Origin of the sequence: Argonema antarcticum A004/B2, assembly GCF_023333585.1 — a bacterium.
Classification (GTDB): Bacteria; Cyanobacteriota; Cyanobacteriia; order Cyanobacteriales; family Aerosakkonemataceae; genus Argonema; species Argonema antarcticum.
The window spans coordinates 14,553-32,686 of record NZ_JAIQZN010000080.1; the positions used below are offsets into that span (position 1 = coordinate 14,553).

Consider the following 18,134-nt stretch of genomic DNA (forward strand, 5'->3'; position numbering starts at 1 on the left):
GTAAGAGTCAATCAATCTTGATAAAATTGAGAAAAAAGCAGAGGAAGCAAGTTTCAACACCTTTTCTCTTCAGTAAGAGTCAATCTTGTCTGGTTTTGATAGTCTTAGCTGGGCCCGCCGGCCTAGTTTCAACACCTTTTCTCTTCAGTAAGAGTCAATCAGTGGCAAACCGACTCGACGCACGAGTCAGAAGCAGCTTGTTTCAACACCTTTTCTCTTCAGTAAGAGTCAATCCCTTAGCTTCTAGAAGCCAAGCGTTGAGCTAATTCTACACCGCCAGATCTGAGGGGGTCAAGTTGGACGATCGAAAACGAGACAATTCTTCTCAATAACCCAGAATAACACCCACCTTAAACCCTTACCCAGAGAGCTATCCGAGGGGGTCAACGAAAGAATGAGGGTTTCAGCGATCGACTGACCCTCTCAGATGCTTATTATTAGGACGAATATTGATAAGCTTTGCTAATCAAGTTCACAGAGTCCAAATCATCGGACGGTAAGTATCAACTTCCCCCATCAAACAAGCAACATATTCCCGCACCTGCAACTCCAAACAGCGGCGAAAACTGACTTTGTATCCAGTATGCGGGTGCGTCAATTCCGACTGCAATTTTTCTTCCCAATGCTTCAAAAACTTTTTTAGCGCATGAGGTTGCAGAAACACGCCACCACGTTCATCTGGCAACGTAAAATCCTCCGATGTGAAAATTTTAGAATTAACCAAATAAGACACCAAAGAATCTACCAACTGCGCCCGAAACTCTTCCATCAAATCCGAAACCAATGCCGGATGATTATCGCGAGGAACGTGCAAATTACCGAAATGAGTATGCAGTCCAATCAATTCGATAAAAGAGCAAACATTTTGACTCAGCAGCGTATATCCCAAACTCATCAAACTGTTAATTGGGTCGGTAGGAGGGCGCTTTGTTCGCTTTTCAAATGCAAAAGTTCCAGTAAACAGAGAACCCAATGCTTGAAAATACAAAGTGGCTGCTTTTCCTTCATATCCCCGTAACGCATCCATCGATTCAGCATCAGGTAATTTCTCCATCAATTCAGCAATTGATTCCAGGGATTGCAAGGCAATTTTGCTGGGACGACGACGATTTAATTTGAGCAATAAAGCGCGGGAATTATGTAATTTAGCCCAAACAATGGCTTCTGCTTGCCGTCGCGTGAATTCAGGATTTAGAGAACATTCAACCTGCCGTGCCAAGTATTCCACCTTCGCGTGTCCGTCCGTTTGCAAACGCCCGAAATAGCGGCCTTTCTGGGAAAGATACATGACCGGAATTCGCCGCCGCAAAGCACAAGATACCGCTCCGTGCGATAAATTGCAACAACCGAATAAGACAATATGGCTGACCCGATTGGCTGGCACTTTAATCCGCAACTCCCGCTGATAGAAAACTTCAAATTGCTGGTTATGAATGCTCAAGTAAGCACCTTGGTCAGTTACGTACAAAGTAGTCATGGGTTCCTTCCAAAAATGTTCGGTATTGGCAATGGGAAAGTTAATAGGTTTGAGTAAGCTACAAGCTTTGGGAGGTTGGGAAAAAACGGGAGTTTTTCGAGCTTTTTGTTGATAAGGCATCCCGGAATCCCGGAGTGCGAGTCCTCCTAGTTGAGGAGGTGGCGGCGGAATTAATTCTCCTTTAGAAAAGCGATAACCTAGAAAAGTAAACTCTTCATCGGGAGTGAAAATATGGGTTTTTCCCGGTTGAAGCTTCAGATAGATATCGCCCAACCATTGGTTAATTTGTGACAAAGCGCGATTAGCTTGTATCCAATCGCCAGATGCAATGACAAAATCATCGCCATAGCGCACCAAATTAAATCCCTTACTCAAACAAAATCGATCGAATTCGGTGAGGTACAAGTTAGCTAAAGCACCGGAAAGAATGGCACCTTGCAATACTCCCTGACCGAAATTTCGGCGAACAGCACCAATTACGATGTCGGATTTTAGTTGCTGTTCGATTAATTGCAGTAAAATAGGTTCTAGCTGCAATTGCTCTAAGTCGGTTAGCAGTAACGCCCAGCAGAGGTTGTCGAAAAATTTCTCAATATCTGCCTTGACAATCCAAGTGGGTTGGAACTGATAATAGGAATACAGATGTTTGACTGCCATCTGAATTCCCCGACCGGGACGGTAAGCGTAGCTGCAATCGAGAAATCGTTCTTCAAGGGGGAAGTAAAGTTCGTTCAGCAGCAGGCGAGAGACAATTCTATCCCGCACTGTCTGAATGCCAACCAACCGCTTACCACCACTCGATTTGGATAGATAAAATCCTTTGGCGGGACTAACCGTGTAGGTTTCGTTTTGCAGTCGATGGTGTAAAATTTGTAACTGCTGACGAGCAATTGGGGCAAATAAATCGGTGGTAATACCATCAATACCAGCACTTTTACTTCCCTTGCGAACTTGTTCCCAAGCAATCTGGAGAAGTTCTGGGGTTAATTCCATTTACCTCCTGGGACTGTTGAAACTCTATATTTCCATCGTTGCAGCCCGGTATATGAGTTCGTGTATGAGTATTTGACTTATGTATATGAGTTGGTGTATGACTTGGATAGAGTTTTGAAGAATTGATGGCAAAGCGATCGCTGCAAGCATCAGAGTCAGGTATCCAGCAAGTTAAACTTGCCTTGGAACGTCGTCAGTTGACTCAAAAAGCTTTTGGCGAAGAATTAGGCATTGCTTGGTCAACCATCAGCAAGTTTTTTAACGGGAAACGGATTTATAGGACAATTTTTCTGGAAATTTGCCACAAACTGAGCTTAGATTGGCAAGAAATAGCAGGGGTAGAAATCGCAGGTGGTGATGAAACCCCATCTCAGCTGCTAGGAGATGTCCGCCGCTACGCCGCTATTGCTAGAGATGCGCTTAATCCTCGCATTTTAGAAAGAATCGAGCGTAAAATTGTCGGTGAAAAATATATAACTGCGATTCAACGCGGTGTCAGCAACGTGCAACAAAGAGTTGTACCGATTATTGCACCTGCGGGATACGGGAAAAGTACAATTTTAGGAAATATATACGACGAACTGATTAAAGCAGAAGTAAGCTGGGTAGCACTTGTTTTGTGCAACTCTTTGAGTATCGAATCGACACCAACGGCGGAAAAGTTAGCGTTAGCTTTGGGTGAGACAGCTAGCGGTAAACAAATATCGATCGCGCAATTAGTTACCGATTTAACGGTTGAATGCGGTAGGGGTGTGCTGTTAATCGATACTTTGGATTTAGTTTTAAATCGCCATTTGGCAACAGCTTTTACCACCGTACTCCGACAACTAATGGATGCAGGTGCAACGGTGGTTTTTACTTGTCGCGATCACGAATATAATGATTTTTTAGAACCCCCCCGCGAAAAGATGGCAGCGATTAGCGATACGATCGATCGCTATAACGTTCCTACATTCGATCGGGCCGAAATCAGAGAAGCTGCTGCGACATTTTTCCACAAGTCTCAAACTACTACGCCAGAAATAGGGTATACTTTTGCCGATCGCATTTTAAGTTTATCTGCCGATAACCGTCCGCTACAAGAAATCACTTGCAATCCCTTATTGTTAGCTTTACTTTGCGACTTGTTCGCCAAAGATGGTAATGTTCCAGCCGATTTAACCGTTAGCAAACTCTATCAAAGATATTGGCACGAAAAAATTGCTTACAGTCGCATTGATGATAGTCATACTTCCCTGTTAGCGATCGAAAAAGAAAATTTTTGTCTCGCCTTCGCCAAATCCCTATTTCAAATGTCGGCTGAAAAACTTTGCGAATCAGCTTACCGAGACGAACTGGGAATTAATTTTACCGAAATAGTTGCTACGGCTTACGATAATTTATTAAGTGAAGGGGTAATCGAACGTTTACTTTCTACGAAAATCCACTTTTTTCACCAAACTTTATTAGAATATACCATAGCTTACTGGCTAACTAGACATAGCGCCAAAGAATATCGTTATCAACTATTGCAAATTAGTCAATCAGATGATAGTACTCGCACTTATTGGTTTCCAATTATCCGCCAGCTTTTGACGATCGTAGATGAATCGGACTTTGAAGAAATTGTTAATAAATTAGATATCAATCGAATAGCAGCCTTTCGCGCGATCGCTTTTGCTGCTACTTCTCGTAGTGAAGAACAACCACTTTTAAAGTTATTACCAACTGCGCTAGCGCGAGGTAGCGCTTATCAAAGAATATTGTATCGCGCTTTAGCTTCAGCTTCCGTACCTTTGCAAGAAACAGCATGGAATTGTTTATTGACTATTCTACGAGAAGGCGATCGGGCCACTGCTTCTAGCGCCGCCCAAACTATTGGTGCTATGCTAAATCCCTGGGGGACATCTCTAAGCGATCGTCTCGAACAAGCTATTAATGCTATATCCCAGCGTACTGCAAGTAATGATAACATTAATGAGCGATCGCAGCTTTATGGTTGGTTAGTTGATGCAGTTAACCCAATAATTACTGAAAATATTGATAACGAAGCATTAACTATCTTAGGCAAACATTATTTCAAGTTTTCGGAAGGAACTCGGACGACAGTTATTTGTTTTCACTTAATACCAGGAGTGACTCTGACCGCGCAAGTAGAATTATTCAATATGATCAAAACTGAGCCTTTACCCAAACGCACCGAGTTTAAATTCAAACAAGAGTTAGCTAAATTTTTAGCCGTTACCTTACCAACCCAAATCGAAAAATCTCCCTTACCGCCAACAGATGCTTGGCTGGATAGCCTGCACCATCCCATTCAGTCTGGTTTCGATTTAATTCAAGCTAAAGCGATCGGTCAGTATGCTACTACTAATTCTAACTTATTAACTGCTATTCTGCAAGACTTTATTACTGGAGATAAAAAAAATACAAATAATAACTTATTTGCTTTAATAGAAGCCATAAGTTATGGTGCTAGCCATCAAATAGCATCGGCATTAATTAAAATTGACCATCTCCCTTCAGAGCGGGTTAAATCGGTAATTACACTTTTGAAAGAGATGAATAATACCCTCGATTTAAGTCAGCGTGAATCTTTGGCGAACTGGATAAAACCGATCGCGATTGAGCATCCCGAACAATGGTTGCCTACTCTGGCTGACTTAGCCTCAGATTCTTTAAAGGTACAACAGTTAGTTATAGAACTTTTCTCCACTTTACCTGAAGAAAAGCAAAGTTTAATCCTTAATAAAAACTTGCTAATATTGATTCCAGAGTTATGGCAAACCCTATCACATAAAGACGCTAATAGCCAAGTTAATTTAGTATTGGTTAAAGTTTATCGAGAAACTGCTCAAACCAATGATTCGGATATTAGCAAATTAATTGAATTAGCAATCAAATCTGGCAAAAAGGCAGCAATCTCAGCGGCAGAAGCTATTTTTAGCTTATCTAAAGAGCGAAAGTTACCCAATTTTAAAGACTTATGGGATTTAAGTAATTCTACCTTTCCAGGGGTTAGACTAAATTATTTATCAAGTATCAAAAGCCAGATAATCCAATGGAATGTAGCACTCCAAGAATCCGAACTTACAGAAATCTGTTCCCAGTTTGGTAATGAAACAGAACCACAAGTAATCCAACAGTTATGTGAATTAGTCGCTATTTGGGTGGATCTAAATAAATACGTTCCTTTAAAAGTAGCAGAAATTATTGGTAATATTCCCACTCGCTTATCTGCACTCGGAATATTAGAGGGAGGAGTTGCAGGTGCAACGATCGATACTCTAAACGTGATGGCACAACTTCCAAATACCTCTTTAACTCCTCTAGTTGTAAATTGGACGCGACAGCTTTTACATCAAATAGATATGAAAAGAGTTCAAGAGTCAAAAGTGGTCGATTTATTAGGTTCGGTGGCAAGAATTGATTCTAGCTTTTTGCCTGACGCAGTTAATGAATATTGTCCATCATTACCAACTAGAAACCAACGCATTGTAGCTTTAGCTGTTAGAAGAGTCGAAGGTGTTGACTCGCCTTTACTGGATTGTTTATTGACGAGGGAGTGGACTGACGCCGAAGTCAAGAATTTGATTTTAGAATGGAGAGGGGTATGATATAAATATTAACTTTTATAAGCAAAAATTTAATATTTGCGATCAAAATCTTTTCAAAAAGTGTTAATTTAATTGTATGTAAGTAAAAACACTGTTTGTAAAAAAGGCATATATCCCTCTTCTGTCACTTTCCGGCAAGGCAATCTCCAGAAGCCTTACCAGTCAATCAAGGGTTTTCTCCAACCAAAAAGAAATCGAAAGTTTAACTTTTTTGGTCATCAATCTTGATTCAATCAATTTTTTTTGACTCAGCTATAAGCTGAGTTATTTTGGCTTGCTAGGAGTTTAGACTAGATTTCGGTGCAAAACTCCAAAGCTTTACCAGCCTTAACTTTTGAGCTACCACTAGCTTAACAGTAACAATAATCATTCTCGTCGTCATCTAGTCTAAACTCCTAGTTAATATAAAGATTCGTAACAAGATCGGGAGGTTCTGCATAAAACGGCAAGCTCTGAACAGAGAGAGATATAGAGGGCTGCACACAGTCCCACGACTTTAGTACCGATCGGGTAAAGGAGTAGATCTGACTTGGGTTTTTAGGAAAAGGCGATCGCATGGCGGGCCATTCGGTAGATCGCTTTTCCCAGATGTTTGAACCTGGGACATCAAAGAAAGAGCGATTGGTGTTGGGAATAATTATCATCTACTTCTAGTGGAAATAATCAATTTCCTAACCAGTTACTCAATTTTTATCTTTTGAAGAATTGGCAATATTTGCCAATCAATTTTTCATGCTTAAAAACTGAGCCTAAACTAACTAATTTAAACGCTTATTATGTCCAAAATAAAAAGCTTTTGACTATTCAGCTTCATCAAAAATTTATATTTTATTCTAGTTTTTTAAAGTTTATTTAAAGTTATTATTTCCTACGTATAATTACGGTTGTGTCTTATTGATAAAAATGCAATATTTTATTTGCTGATATTCATTTAGCGCTAACTCTAGGAATAAAAAAGCGAATTTAAGCAAGAGTTTTACTGTCAGAATTAATACAAATATCGAGTTTTGGGTGCTAACAGATGTCCACTTTTGAGATCGGGTTACTAAATAACTCCTACAACACAGCAGATGCCCTTGGAGTTGCCTATCCATCTGACAAGTATAGCTTTACACTTGGAGATACTCAAAATTTAAAGTTATCCTTAACGGGTATCAGTACGATTGTAGACTGGCAACTCAAAAACAGCGATGGAGCAACTCTGCACAGTGGCTCAGTTAGTCCCACCAACTTAGAAGGAATTAATATTGGTAATTTGTCAGCAGGGGAATACTCTCTTGAGCTTTCCCAAACAAATAGCGATACCAACTATGCTCTCAACATTGACCCCCTGACTAAGTTGAATGTAGAATCGGGATTTTTTACTGTCGGACAAACGGGACAAATAGGGGTTGATTACTTAACTGACGGCGGTTGGTATCAGAGCGAGTTGGCCATTTTCAGTTTGACGGGAATGGAGGCATTTTCTCCAGGCTCGCAAGCTTTTATTAAAGAAGCTGCGAGAAGGTCACTGACCAATTCAACAGAAGGTTACGTTGTTATTGCAGACGCTACAGAAGGAGCCAAGTTCAGTCCCACTTTTCCTTGGGGAGATAATTATAACAATGGCGAATACAAAAATATAAAGACATTTGCCATGAAACCTGGGGATAATTTTGGCTTTATGCTTGTTCCCAATGGCACCGCACAACAGGTATTTAATAATCCCAATATAGGTGGAGCAAAGCGTCCTTTATTCTCTTTGGTAACAGCTAACCCGAATGAGGCGTTTCACGTCGGTCAAATTGCGGATGTAATCGGCGATGGCAAAACTTTTGTTATGGAGGATAAGAGAGTTGATGAAGGTTCGGATAAGGATTATAACGATATAGTTTTTCGAGTAACTGATGCTACAGGAAAAGCAGTTAAGTTAGATGATGTAATTGCTCCCGATAAAGATTGGCGCAAAACTAAGGTAGTGGATGATTTAATTGCTTACATCAATACGCCTCCTCAGTTTTTGCAATTCACCACCAAGACACTCTATAAAGCAGGTGAAGCGATCGATCTTACTGATGCTAAAGTTTATGACGAAAATCGAGACTTGACCAAAGTAAATTTCTGGTTAAAGAGAAAGGAAGAGGTAGACTGGGTTGATATCAAAGATGCGACTAAAGATGCTTTCAAAGTGAATGAAGACTGGACAAGCTTCAATTACTCTTTCAGAGATTTAGTAGGGGGTAGTTACGAACTGAAGGCGATCGCATTCGACGAGCGGCAACAAAGCAACGAGGTAATTAAGGAGTTTCGGGTCAATGCCGCTCCGAAAGAACTGCAATTTATTATTCCACAAGATACTTACGATATCGGAGAAACGGTAAGTATCACTGGAGGTAAAGTGTATGATGCTGACGGGGTGGATGACTTAGTTAAAGTAGGTTTCTTTTTAAAGAAAGGCAATAATAGTTGGCAAGATATTACTGCCGATGTCACCAGTTTTACGGCTGGTAGTGGAGATAATAATTTAGCAAACTTCACCTACTCCTTATCACCAAATTTATTAAAAGAGGCTGGCACTTACGAGATCAAAGGCGTAGCTTACGATCTAGCAGGTGATTCCAGTAATGAGGTAATTAAGAACTTTACCATCCGCAGCAAAACTGTCGAACCATCACCCAACTCGCCGCCCGAACAATTGCAGTTTAACTTATTACCATCTTACACGATCGGTCAACCAGTCAGCATTACGGGTGGAAAAGTATACGACAAAAATGGTGAGAGCGACCTGAAATCAGTAGATTTAGAGCTATACAAAGATAACGTTTTTTTGAACAAATATACTGTAGCGATCGCGGATGATAATCAAAGTGGAGACGGCTGGGGAACTTTCAACTATTTGTGGAGCGATTTATCAGAAGGGAATTATCGCTTAGAGGCGAAAGCTTTCGATGGAGTGGAATACTCTGCTAAAGTAAGCCAAAGCTTTTCCGTCATTAGCGAACCTGTCGCCGAGCCAGTACCCAATTCGCCACCTGAATTCTTGCAGTTTAACTTATTGCCATCCTACAAAATTGGTCAGCCAATCACCATTATGGATGGAAAAGTATACGACAAAAATGGTGAGAGTGACCTAAAATCAGTAGATTTAGAGCTATACAAAGATAACGTTTTTTTGAACAAATATACTGTAGCGATCGCGGATGATAATCAAAGTGGAGACGGCTGGGGAACTTTCAACTATTTGTGGAGCGATTTACCAGAAGGGAATTATCGCTTAGAGGCGAAAGCTTTCGATGGAGTGGAATACTCTGCTAAAGTAAGCCAAAGCTTTTCCGTCATTAGCGAACCTGTCGCCGAGCCAGTACCCAATTCGCCACCTGAATTCTTGCAATTGAATTTATTGCCATCCTATACAACAGGTCAAGCAATCACTTTCACAAACGCGAAAGTATACGATAAAAATGGAGAGGGCGACCTAAAAGAGGTAACTTTAGAGTTATATAAAGATAACAATTTTTTGGGCAATTATACAGTCGGTATTGTGGATGATAGTCAAAGTGGAGATGGCTGGGGAACTTTTAACATTTCTTTTAATCAGCTAGCAGAGGGAAATTATCAGATTAAAGCATCCGCTTACGATAAAGCGAATACCGAAAGTAATAAAGCAGTTCAAAACTTTACCGTAGAGGCAGACAAACCGCCACAGCCTAACAGAGCGCCTGGATCTTTAGATTTTAGCATTCTGCCTCTCTACGTTAATGGTGAGACACTAAGCTTTAGTGATGGGAAAGTTTATGATCCAGATGGAGCTAGAGACGTAGATAGAGTATATTTTTGGTTGGGTACAATTGGTGGCGAACAAGTTGACGCGATCGAAGTTTCTGAATTTACTCCTGATAACAAGGGTAACGCTAGATTTGATTTCAATTACGACTTGAGTAAATTAGCACCAGGACGCTACCAATTGTGGGCGATCGCAACTGACAAATCGGGAGATTATAGCGAACCAACAATCCAAACTTTCTCTATTACCACTGATGCGGGAATCAAGGGATTATCGGATGAAGAAAGATTAGCTATGCTAGATGCGGCTAAGCTGGAAAACTATACTCCCGAACAATTAGCTGCAACTCGCGAATGGGTAGTTTGGGTAACGCCGGGTCAATCTTCAGCAGAGTTAGCAACAGCAGTAGAAGCGCAAGATAAGGGTGCTACTGGATATATTCCAAATACATACATTTGGGAATTTCCCGATACTATTCCTCCCGAAGAAGTTATTCAAAGATTAAGTTCACTTCCTGGTTTGGAATTATCTTACCCGCTTGTTCCCGTACCGACAACTTTATCATCGACTCCAAACGACGAACCTTTAGTACAAAAACCAGGAACTTTAAACCCAAGTTACCCAGTTCCCGATCCGAACGATACCAAACTTCGCGATTTTCTTAATAGTTACCAGTGGCATTTACGTAGTGGAGTGAACCCAAGTGCTGATGCTAATATCAGCAACGCTTGGAATTTAGCTCAAGGTAGGGGAGTAGTTATTGGTATTGTTGATGATGGGTTAGACTTTAACAACCCAGATTTGAAAGATAGGTATCGAGGAGATTTAAGCTGGGATTTTAATGAAAACAATAGCACTCCTTCGCCAACTTATAATAAAACCATTAGTTTGAAGAATACACCGAAATTAATCAGAGATTATGGGCAGACTAATATTTATTTAGATGTGCCTTTAACTGGGGTATTAAGTGATGTAAACGTGCGTTTAAATGCGACGCACGCCAAACTAAGCGATTTAGAGATTTCGCTGGATAGTCCCAACGAACCAATATTTAACCCTACTATTGGGATGGCATCTTCATCGTTTAGGAGAATACAAGGAGGAAATGGTTCCGGTAAAAACCCCGTTAAATTGTTTGATAATTTCATCGGTAATGGTGCTAATTTAACCAATACTATTTTCGATGACCAAGCAAGTTTATCAATTTTGCAGGGAACAGCACCTTTTAATGGCAAATTTAGACCGTTAGGAACTTTAAGTGATTTTAACGATCAGTGGGCTGGGGGTACTTGGAATTTAAGAATTACCGACAAAGCTTGGGTAGCTGCTGGTTTGTTAAGTAATTGGACATTGGATTTACAAACTTATAATCCTCATGGAACGGCTGTGGCTGGGATAGCAGCTGCTAGCGGTAACAATAGTATTAACGGAAGTGGAGTAGCGCCGTTAGCTTCTTTAGCTGGATTGCGGTTAGTTGCTGATGCGGTAACAGATGAACAAATAGCGATGGCATTAACTCATAAAAACCAAGATATCGACATTTATAACAACAGTCGGAAGCTGCAAGATTGGTTAGTTAAGCCAGCGCTAACTATGGCAGCAATGAAAGAAGGAACTAATATTGGCAGAAGAGGATTGGGTAATAATTACGTATTTGGTGCTGGTAACGATGAGTGGACTGGCGGTAATGTTAATTACAATGGGTTGGCGAATTCTAGATATGCGATCGCAGTAGCAGCGATCGACCATACAGGCGAACAAACAATCTACAGCGAACCGGGCGCACCGTTGTTAGTTTCTGCTTACTCTAGCGGCAGTGGAGTTGGTATTACTACAACTGATTTAATGGGTAATAACGGTTACTCAACCGGAGATTATACTAATAGATTTGGCGGTACTTCCGCAGCTGCACCTTTAGTTTCTGGTGCGATCGCTTTGATGTTAGAAGCTAATCCAAATTTAAGTTGGCGCGACGTGCAACATATTCTAGTACGGACTACCAAGCAAAACGATCCGACTGACTTAGATTGGACTACCAATGGTGCGGGATATCACATCAATCATAAGTATGGTTTTGGGGCAATAGATGCGGATGCTGCTGTACGTTTAGCTAAGAATTGGATATCAGCAGGGGATGAAGTAATGATTAGTTCCAATCTCCAAAACGTGCTAGAAAATATTCCCGATGGAGACGAACAGACGGGTGTAAATTCAACAATTAGCATTAATGACGATATTTCTATTGAAAAAGTAGAGGTGTTATTTGATGCTAATCATAATGATTGGAAAGACTTGCAAATAATGCTAATTTCTCCTGATGGTACGCAGTCAATTTTAGCTGATTATATACCCGCTAACCCAAGTGCAACTACTACCAACAGGTTAACGCCTTTATCTAACATTTGGACTTTTACTTCTGCGCGTCACTGGAGCGAGTCTTCTAAGGGAGAATGGAAATTGCAGGTTTTCGATCGGGAGGGGAACCAAGTTGAGGGCAAGTGGAATTCTTGGAAATTGAATATTTATGGAACTAAACCAATAGTAACAGTGAGTGCTACTGATGCCAATGCTTCAGAAGATGGCGATCCGGGTGAGTTTACGATTACCCGTACTGGTAATAACAAACATCCCCTGACCGTGAATTATTCTTTGCCGGGAAGTGCTAAGAATGGTTCAGATTATACTGCGCTTGGCAATATTGTTATCCCGGAAGGACAGTCTACGGTAAAAATTAAGATCGATCCGATTGACGATTTGCTGTTTGAAGGAAATGAGGATGCGGTTATCAGTTTAGCTGCTAGCAGTGCGTACAATATAGGAACACAGGGAAGTGGAGCAGTGACGATCGCAGATAATGATATTCCAACTGAACCCTGGATACGTCAGATAGGGACTGTAACTGACTGGGATATGTCTCGCGGTACAGCTATTGACAGCACTGGTAATGTCTATATGGCTGGAATCACATTTGGATCTCTAGATGGCAACGTTAACGCTAGTGGAATTAATACCAGCTGGGCAGATCCTTTTATCACCAAATACGATGCCAATGGCAACAAACTTTGGACTCGTCAGTTAGGTTCTTCTGGCTATGACTACTACAACGGTGTCACTGCTGACAATACAGGCAATGTCTATACAGTGGGATACGATGATGGTCTTGGTACTGTGTTGGGTGGTGTCACGCTCATCAAGTGGGATACTAGCGGGAATAAAGTCTGGAGCAAATTCTTTGACACACAAGCTCACGATTGGGCAAGTGGTGTGACTACAGATAGTGGGGGAAATATATATATTGCTGGAATGACTGACTACTCCTTCATAGATTCAAGCCGCGATGCAGAAGCTTTTGTTGTCAAATACGATAGTAACGGCAATGAACTATGGAGTCGAGAATGGGGAACTACAGGACAAGATATGGCTCGCTCAGTCGCTACTGACACAAATGGCAATATTTACGTAGCTGGAGTCACAGAAGGCTCTCTGGATGGTAATGTTAGCGCTGGTAGTACAGATGTATTTTTAACTAAATACGATCCTAACGGTACAAAACTTTGGACTCGTCAGTTAGGAACTGCTGCTTCAGACAGCTACGTTTACAAAAATGGGATTGGTGGTGAATATGGGCGTAATGTAATTGTTGCAGTTGATAGTGGTGGCGATGCTTATATCTCAGGAACTACAGAAGGTTCTCTCGATGGAAACACCAGTGCTGGATCTCAAGATGCCTTCATAACTAAATACGATAGTAATGGCAATAAACTGTGGACGCACCAGTTGGGTACAAGGGGTGATGACCGCGCTTGGGGAGTCACAGTAGATAACGCTGGTAAAGTTTATATGGCAGGCAATACCAGCGGTTCTCTTGATAACAAGATTAACTCAGGCAGTATTGATGCTTTTGTTACCCAATACGACAGTAATGGTAACCAACTCTGGACTCGATTATTAGGGACGGCAACTGAGGATCGGCTGCAAGATGTGGCTGTTGACCAGGTGGGCAATATATACATGACAGGATATACCTTTGGTTCTTTAGGAAATACTAATGCTGGACATGCTGATGCCTGGGTGTCTAAGAATAGTTAGCCCGCCTGGGGTTCAAACCCCAGGCTAATAGCGAAAGTCCATTTTAATGGACTGAAAATTCACAGGAACTCTGGAGGATCGGTAGATCGCATTTATGAGAACGATCGCACCTCCCCCCATCTCTAGGTGCGATCGCCTTAATGACGTATGGATGGGAAAATTTGGGCTAACAGAGGTGCGATCGCGCAGCGTGCCGTAGGCATATCGCATTTTCCGCGACTCTTCAGGAGTGAGATGAGGTAAACTTGTGATAAGAGCAAGGAGATTTCGTTATGACAGTAACGCTAGACAAAACAAAAGACCAACGCCTAGTTCATTTTGGAATGAGTTGGCAACAGTTCAAGTTACTTCAGGAAAGCTTTGCCGACTCACGAGGAATCCGACTCGCTTATTACAAAGGAGAAATTGAAATTGTGACACTTTCCCCTGACCACGAATCAATCAGCCGCATGATTACAGGGTTGCTAATTGTGTATTTTTTGAACAAAAACATTGAATTCAACCCATTAGGCAGCTTTACCCAAGAAAAGGAAGAGGAAGTTTCAGCGCAAGCAGACGAATCATTTGCTATTGGTAGGTCAACCGCAACTAAACCTGACTTGGTTGTAGAAGTAATCTTTACCAGTGGTAGCGATCGCAAATTGAAACGCTATAAAGTTTTAGGTGTTCCTGAAGTTTGGTTTTGGGAAGATGGTTTATTCAGGCTGTATCATTTGCGGGAATCAGGATACGAGCGGATAGAGCGTTCTGAAGTTTTGCCAGATTTGGATATCAACCTGTTAACTCGTTGTGTGATGATGGCTTCTAAACTTGAAGCTCTTAAAGTGTTTCAACAGGCAATTGCTCAAGCTTAATCTAATACAGCGCTTTGCGCTGTTATGAGGTACAATAAGATATCATTTTGTAGCCAAAGATAATGAAAGCATATTCAGTTGAGTTCCGCAAAAGAATAGTGGTAGCACATTTGGTAGAAAAGATGTCAATCAGGAAAGTGGCCACCAGATTTGCTGTCAGTAAAAGTTTAGTCCAAAAACTGGTAAACCAACAACGAACAGAGGGAAACTTACAGCCCAAACAGACGGGAAAGCCACAATTTAGTTATCTGACTTCTGCGGAACCAGAAATCAAAGCATTAGTAGCAGAGCATCCAGATGCTACTTTAGCGGAGTTATGTGAATTATTTGCAGTTAAAACAGGAAATTGGGTGAGTCAGTCGGCCTTATGTCGCTATTTGCAAAAATTAGGGTTAAATCGGAAAAAAAAACTTGGTACAGTAGCCAAGCGGCAACAGAAAGAGTTCAAATTTTAAGAGTGGAATATTGGCAGAAAATCAAAGATATCGAGCCAGAAAACCTCGTATTTCTGGATGAAACTGGCATTTTACTAGGTTTGACCAGAACTCATGCTCGCTCTTATCCCGGCACAAGATTAACTGAACTAAAACCTTTTTATCGAGCCGCTAAAGTGACAGCTATTGGCGCAATTAGTATTAGCAAAGTGCTGGCCTTAATGACCATGAATGATTCAATGGATGGCCAAGCATTCGCCGTATTTATTGAGAAGTTTTTATGCCCTCAATTATGGCCGGGAGCGGTAGTAGTTATGGATAACTTACCCGCCCATAAACTAGCATCTATTGAACCCATGATTCACGCTGTAGGCGCGAGTATTATTTGTTTATCTCCCTACTCTCCAGATTTTAATCCCATTGAACTCTGGTGGTCACAACTCAAATCTTTTTTGAGAATGTTTGCTCCAACTACCACGTCCATGATTGATAAAATAATTGCTGTTGCTCTCCATTTAATCAATCCTCAACATTTAAGAAATTGGTTTGCTCATTGCTGCTACTGTACTTTATAACAGCGCAAAGCGCTGTAACTAACGCAAGTTGCTAATTACAAATATTTTGGTTAGATCTTCCCTAACCCTGAAGACTCAGTAGATCGCATTTATGAGAGCGATCGCACCTTCCGCCCCATCTCTAAGTGCGATCGCGCAGCGTGGCGGAGGCATATCGCTCTTTTTTGCTCAATCGCCTTAAATAACATCTTTTGTTCAATTTTGCAAGGGCTATATAAAATTTGTAACTAAAGTTAAAATAATAATTTGAACTAACCCTTAAATAAGAGCCATTATCTTGTAATATTATCTCAGCCAAAGCAATTTAACTTAAAACACCAACTATCGGGCGCTTTACCGTGACAGAGAGAAACCAAAAGAAAAAAAGTAAAATTTTCTGTATCCTAACTTACATCTTCGGGTTCCCTTCTCTGGTAACAGCGCAAATCGTTCCAGATAATACCCTACCTGTTAATTCAACTCTCACATTTTCTAACAACTCCTTTACTATCGAAGGTGGAACTGAAGTAGGCAGCAACCTATTCCATAGCTTTGAGCAGTTTTCTATCCCCACTAACGGGACTGCATACTTTAACAATACTCTAACAATTCAAAATATTTTTAGTCGCGTAACAGGTAATTCAACATCAAACATAGATGGTTTAATTAGAGTTAACGGTGTTGCTAACTTATTTTTAATTAATCCGAATGGAATTATTTTTGGGCCTAATGCCTCCCTTAATATTGGAGGTTCATTTTTAGCCAGTACAGCTAATACTCTGCTTTTTAAAGATGGCGCTCAGTTTAGTGCCACCAATCCCCAAGTCCCACCGCTACTAACAGTAAATATACCTGTTGGGTTGCAATTCACAGGTACGCCGGGAGCAATTTCAGTACAAGGGTCAGGTCATAATTTTAGTGTAGATCCAGAAACGGGAAAAGTTACTAGAAATGGTAGCGCGATCGGTTTAACCGTAAATCCAGGTAATACCTTAGCATTGATAGGCGGAGATGTTACCTTAACAGGTGGAAATTTAACGGCAAACGGGGGAAGAGTTGAACTTGGGTCAGTTGTCAACGGTCAGTTATCAATTGTTGATAGCAATGGAAAAATAACGATTGACCAAGCCGAAAATGCTAATAATTATGGAGATATTCAGTTATTAGGTGCATCTGCCATAGATGTTAGCGGAAACGGTGGTACAGTTCAAGTACAAGGCCGGAATATTTCTCTTTATGATGGCTCAACAATACTAACTATCACCAAAGCAGAAGAACGAGGAGAAAATCTAACTGTAAAAGCTTCCGATACTGTAGAATTGGTTGGTACTACAGCCGACGATCGCCTGTTTCGCAGTAGCTTGCTAAGTCAGGCTCAAGGTGAAGGAAAAGCTGCCGATTTGACAATAGAAACTGGTAAGTTGATTATTCAAGGAGGAGAAGCAGCAGCTTCTACTTTTGGGGCAGGAGATGCCGGAAATATTATCGTTCGCGCTAGAGATGCGGTGCAATTAACTGGCATAGAAACGGATGGTCAATTGACTAGCGGATTATTTTCTTTAGTCAATCCAGATGCAACTGGAAACGGAGGGAATTTAACCGTAGAAACTAGACAATTAACTGTTAAAAATGGCGCACAGATAGCAACTACTACGTTTAGCGATGGGCAAGGTGGAAATCTCACCATCCGCGCCTCAGATTCAGTAGAATTAACCGGAGGAACGATTGCCATTGACCCGTTTGCTGAACTTCCCTATCCTAGCGGCTTATTCTCTTTAGCCGTAGGTTTTGGTCAAGGTGGTAATTTGACAGTAGAAACAGGGCGATTGATTGTCAGCGATGCAGCAGAAATATCCAATACTACTTTTTCTGCTGGGAATGCAGGAAATTTATTAATTCGTGCTTCCGATTCAGTAAAAGTTAGTACAAATGGCGGTATATCAACTCAAGTTAATCAGGAAGAAGCGACCGGAAATGGAGCAAATCTAACGATTGAAACTAAGCAGTTAATAGTACAAGATGGAGGACAGATAACAGCTTCTACTTTCGGGGTGGGTGCGGGAGGAACTTTGATTGTTCGTGGTATCGAAGAAGAAGGGATTTCGACTGCTAATGAAGCTGAATCTGTGGAATTAATAGGAATATCGCCAGATGGTTTTCCTAGTGGGTTGTTTGCTATCACTGGAGGAACTGGTGCAGGTGGAAATTTAATTATTAATACCAGAAGATTAATTGCCGAAAATGGCGCACAAGCAGCAGCTTCTACTATAGGCGAAGGATTAGGAGGAACTGTGACAGTAAATGCTTCTGAATCAGTACAATTGAGAGGAATAGGAATCAAACCAGACGGTGAAATTCCACGTACAGAAGAAGG

General features: G+C 41.1%; 8 protein-coding genes and 1 CRISPR repeat array (1 of these 9 only partly in view). Of the genes, 6 read left to right on the plus strand and 2 right to left on the minus strand.

Annotated features, from left to right (window positions below):
- Positions 1-234: direct repeats of the CRISPR family, unit length 35 nt; unit sequence GTTTCAACACCTTTTCTCTTCAGTAAGAGTCAATC; it begins 618 nt to the left of the window's first position.
- 238 nt (positions 235-472) lie between these two features.
- A complete protein-coding gene (gene cas1 / locus LAY57_RS26555) occupies positions 473-2,470 on the minus strand; it encodes a CRISPR-associated endonuclease Cas1 (protein WP_249070179.1) in 1,998 nt (665 codons plus the stop codon).
- A gap of 125 nt (positions 2,471-2,595) precedes the next feature.
- Between cas1 and LAY57_RS26560 the strand changes: the two genes are divergently transcribed.
- Together LAY57_RS26560 and LAY57_RS26565 are read left to right on the plus strand one after the other, a co-directional pair.
- Positions 2,596-6,066, plus strand: coding sequence for an NACHT domain-containing protein (locus LAY57_RS26560; protein ID WP_249070181.1), 3,471 nt, complete (start codon positions 2,596-2,598; stop codon positions 6,064-6,066).
- A 1,021-nt stretch (positions 6,067-7,087) separates the two neighbouring features.
- Entirely contained in the window at positions 7,088-13,918 is a 6,831-nt protein-coding gene (locus LAY57_RS26565; RefSeq protein ID WP_249070183.1) for a S8 family serine peptidase, read from the plus strand.
- A gap of 24 nt (positions 13,919-13,942) precedes the next feature.
- Here the strand turns inward: LAY57_RS26565 and LAY57_RS26570 are convergent, their stop codons facing one another.
- Entirely contained in the window at positions 13,943-14,128 is a 186-nt protein-coding gene (locus LAY57_RS26570; RefSeq protein WP_249070185.1) for a hypothetical protein, read from the minus strand.
- Positions 14,129-14,190: 62 nt separating this feature from the next.
- On the opposite strand from LAY57_RS26570, the gene LAY57_RS26575 reads away from it, so the two are divergent.
- The 4 genes from LAY57_RS26575 to LAY57_RS26590 all read left to right on the plus strand — a co-directional run.
- A complete protein-coding gene (locus LAY57_RS26575; protein WP_249070187.1) occupies positions 14,191-14,772 on the plus strand; it encodes a Uma2 family endonuclease in 582 nt (193 codons plus the stop codon).
- A 62-nt stretch (positions 14,773-14,834) separates the two neighbouring features.
- Positions 14,835-15,227, plus strand: a complete 393-nt coding sequence (locus tag LAY57_RS26580) for a helix-turn-helix domain-containing protein (protein WP_249070188.1) — start codon at positions 14,835-14,837, stop codon at positions 15,225-15,227.
- 2 nt (positions 15,228-15,229) lie between these two features.
- Positions 15,230-15,781, plus strand: coding sequence for a transposase (locus LAY57_RS26585; RefSeq protein ID WP_249070189.1), 552 nt, complete (start codon positions 15,230-15,232; stop codon positions 15,779-15,781).
- A gap of 338 nt (positions 15,782-16,119) precedes the next feature.
- Positions 16,120-18,134, plus strand: a 2,015-nt coding sequence (locus LAY57_RS26590; RefSeq protein WP_249070190.1) for a two-partner secretion domain-containing protein, incomplete at its 3' end; no start/stop codon positions are given.

What these genes read in the sequence shown, in the direction of transcription:
- cas1 (WP_249070179.1), bottom strand. Translation starts at nt 2,470, where the DNA reads ATGGAATTAACCCCAGAACTTCTCCAGATTGCTTGGGAACAAGTTCGC.
- LAY57_RS26565 (WP_249070183.1), top strand. Translation starts at nt 7,088, where the DNA reads ATGTCCACTTTTGAGATCGGGTTACTAAATAACTCCTACAACACAGCA.
- LAY57_RS26575 (WP_249070187.1), top strand. Translation starts at nt 14,191, where the DNA reads ATGACAGTAACGCTAGACAAAACAAAAGACCAACGCCTAGTTCATTTT.
- LAY57_RS26570 (WP_249070185.1), bottom strand. Translation starts at nt 14,128, where the DNA reads ATGCGATATGCCTACGGCACGCTGCGCGATCGCACCTCTGTTAGCCCA.
- LAY57_RS26560 (WP_249070181.1), top strand. Translation starts at nt 2,596, where the DNA reads ATGGCAAAGCGATCGCTGCAAGCATCAGAGTCAGGTATCCAGCAAGTT.
- LAY57_RS26580 (WP_249070188.1), top strand. Translation starts at nt 14,835, where the DNA reads ATGAAAGCATATTCAGTTGAGTTCCGCAAAAGAATAGTGGTAGCACAT.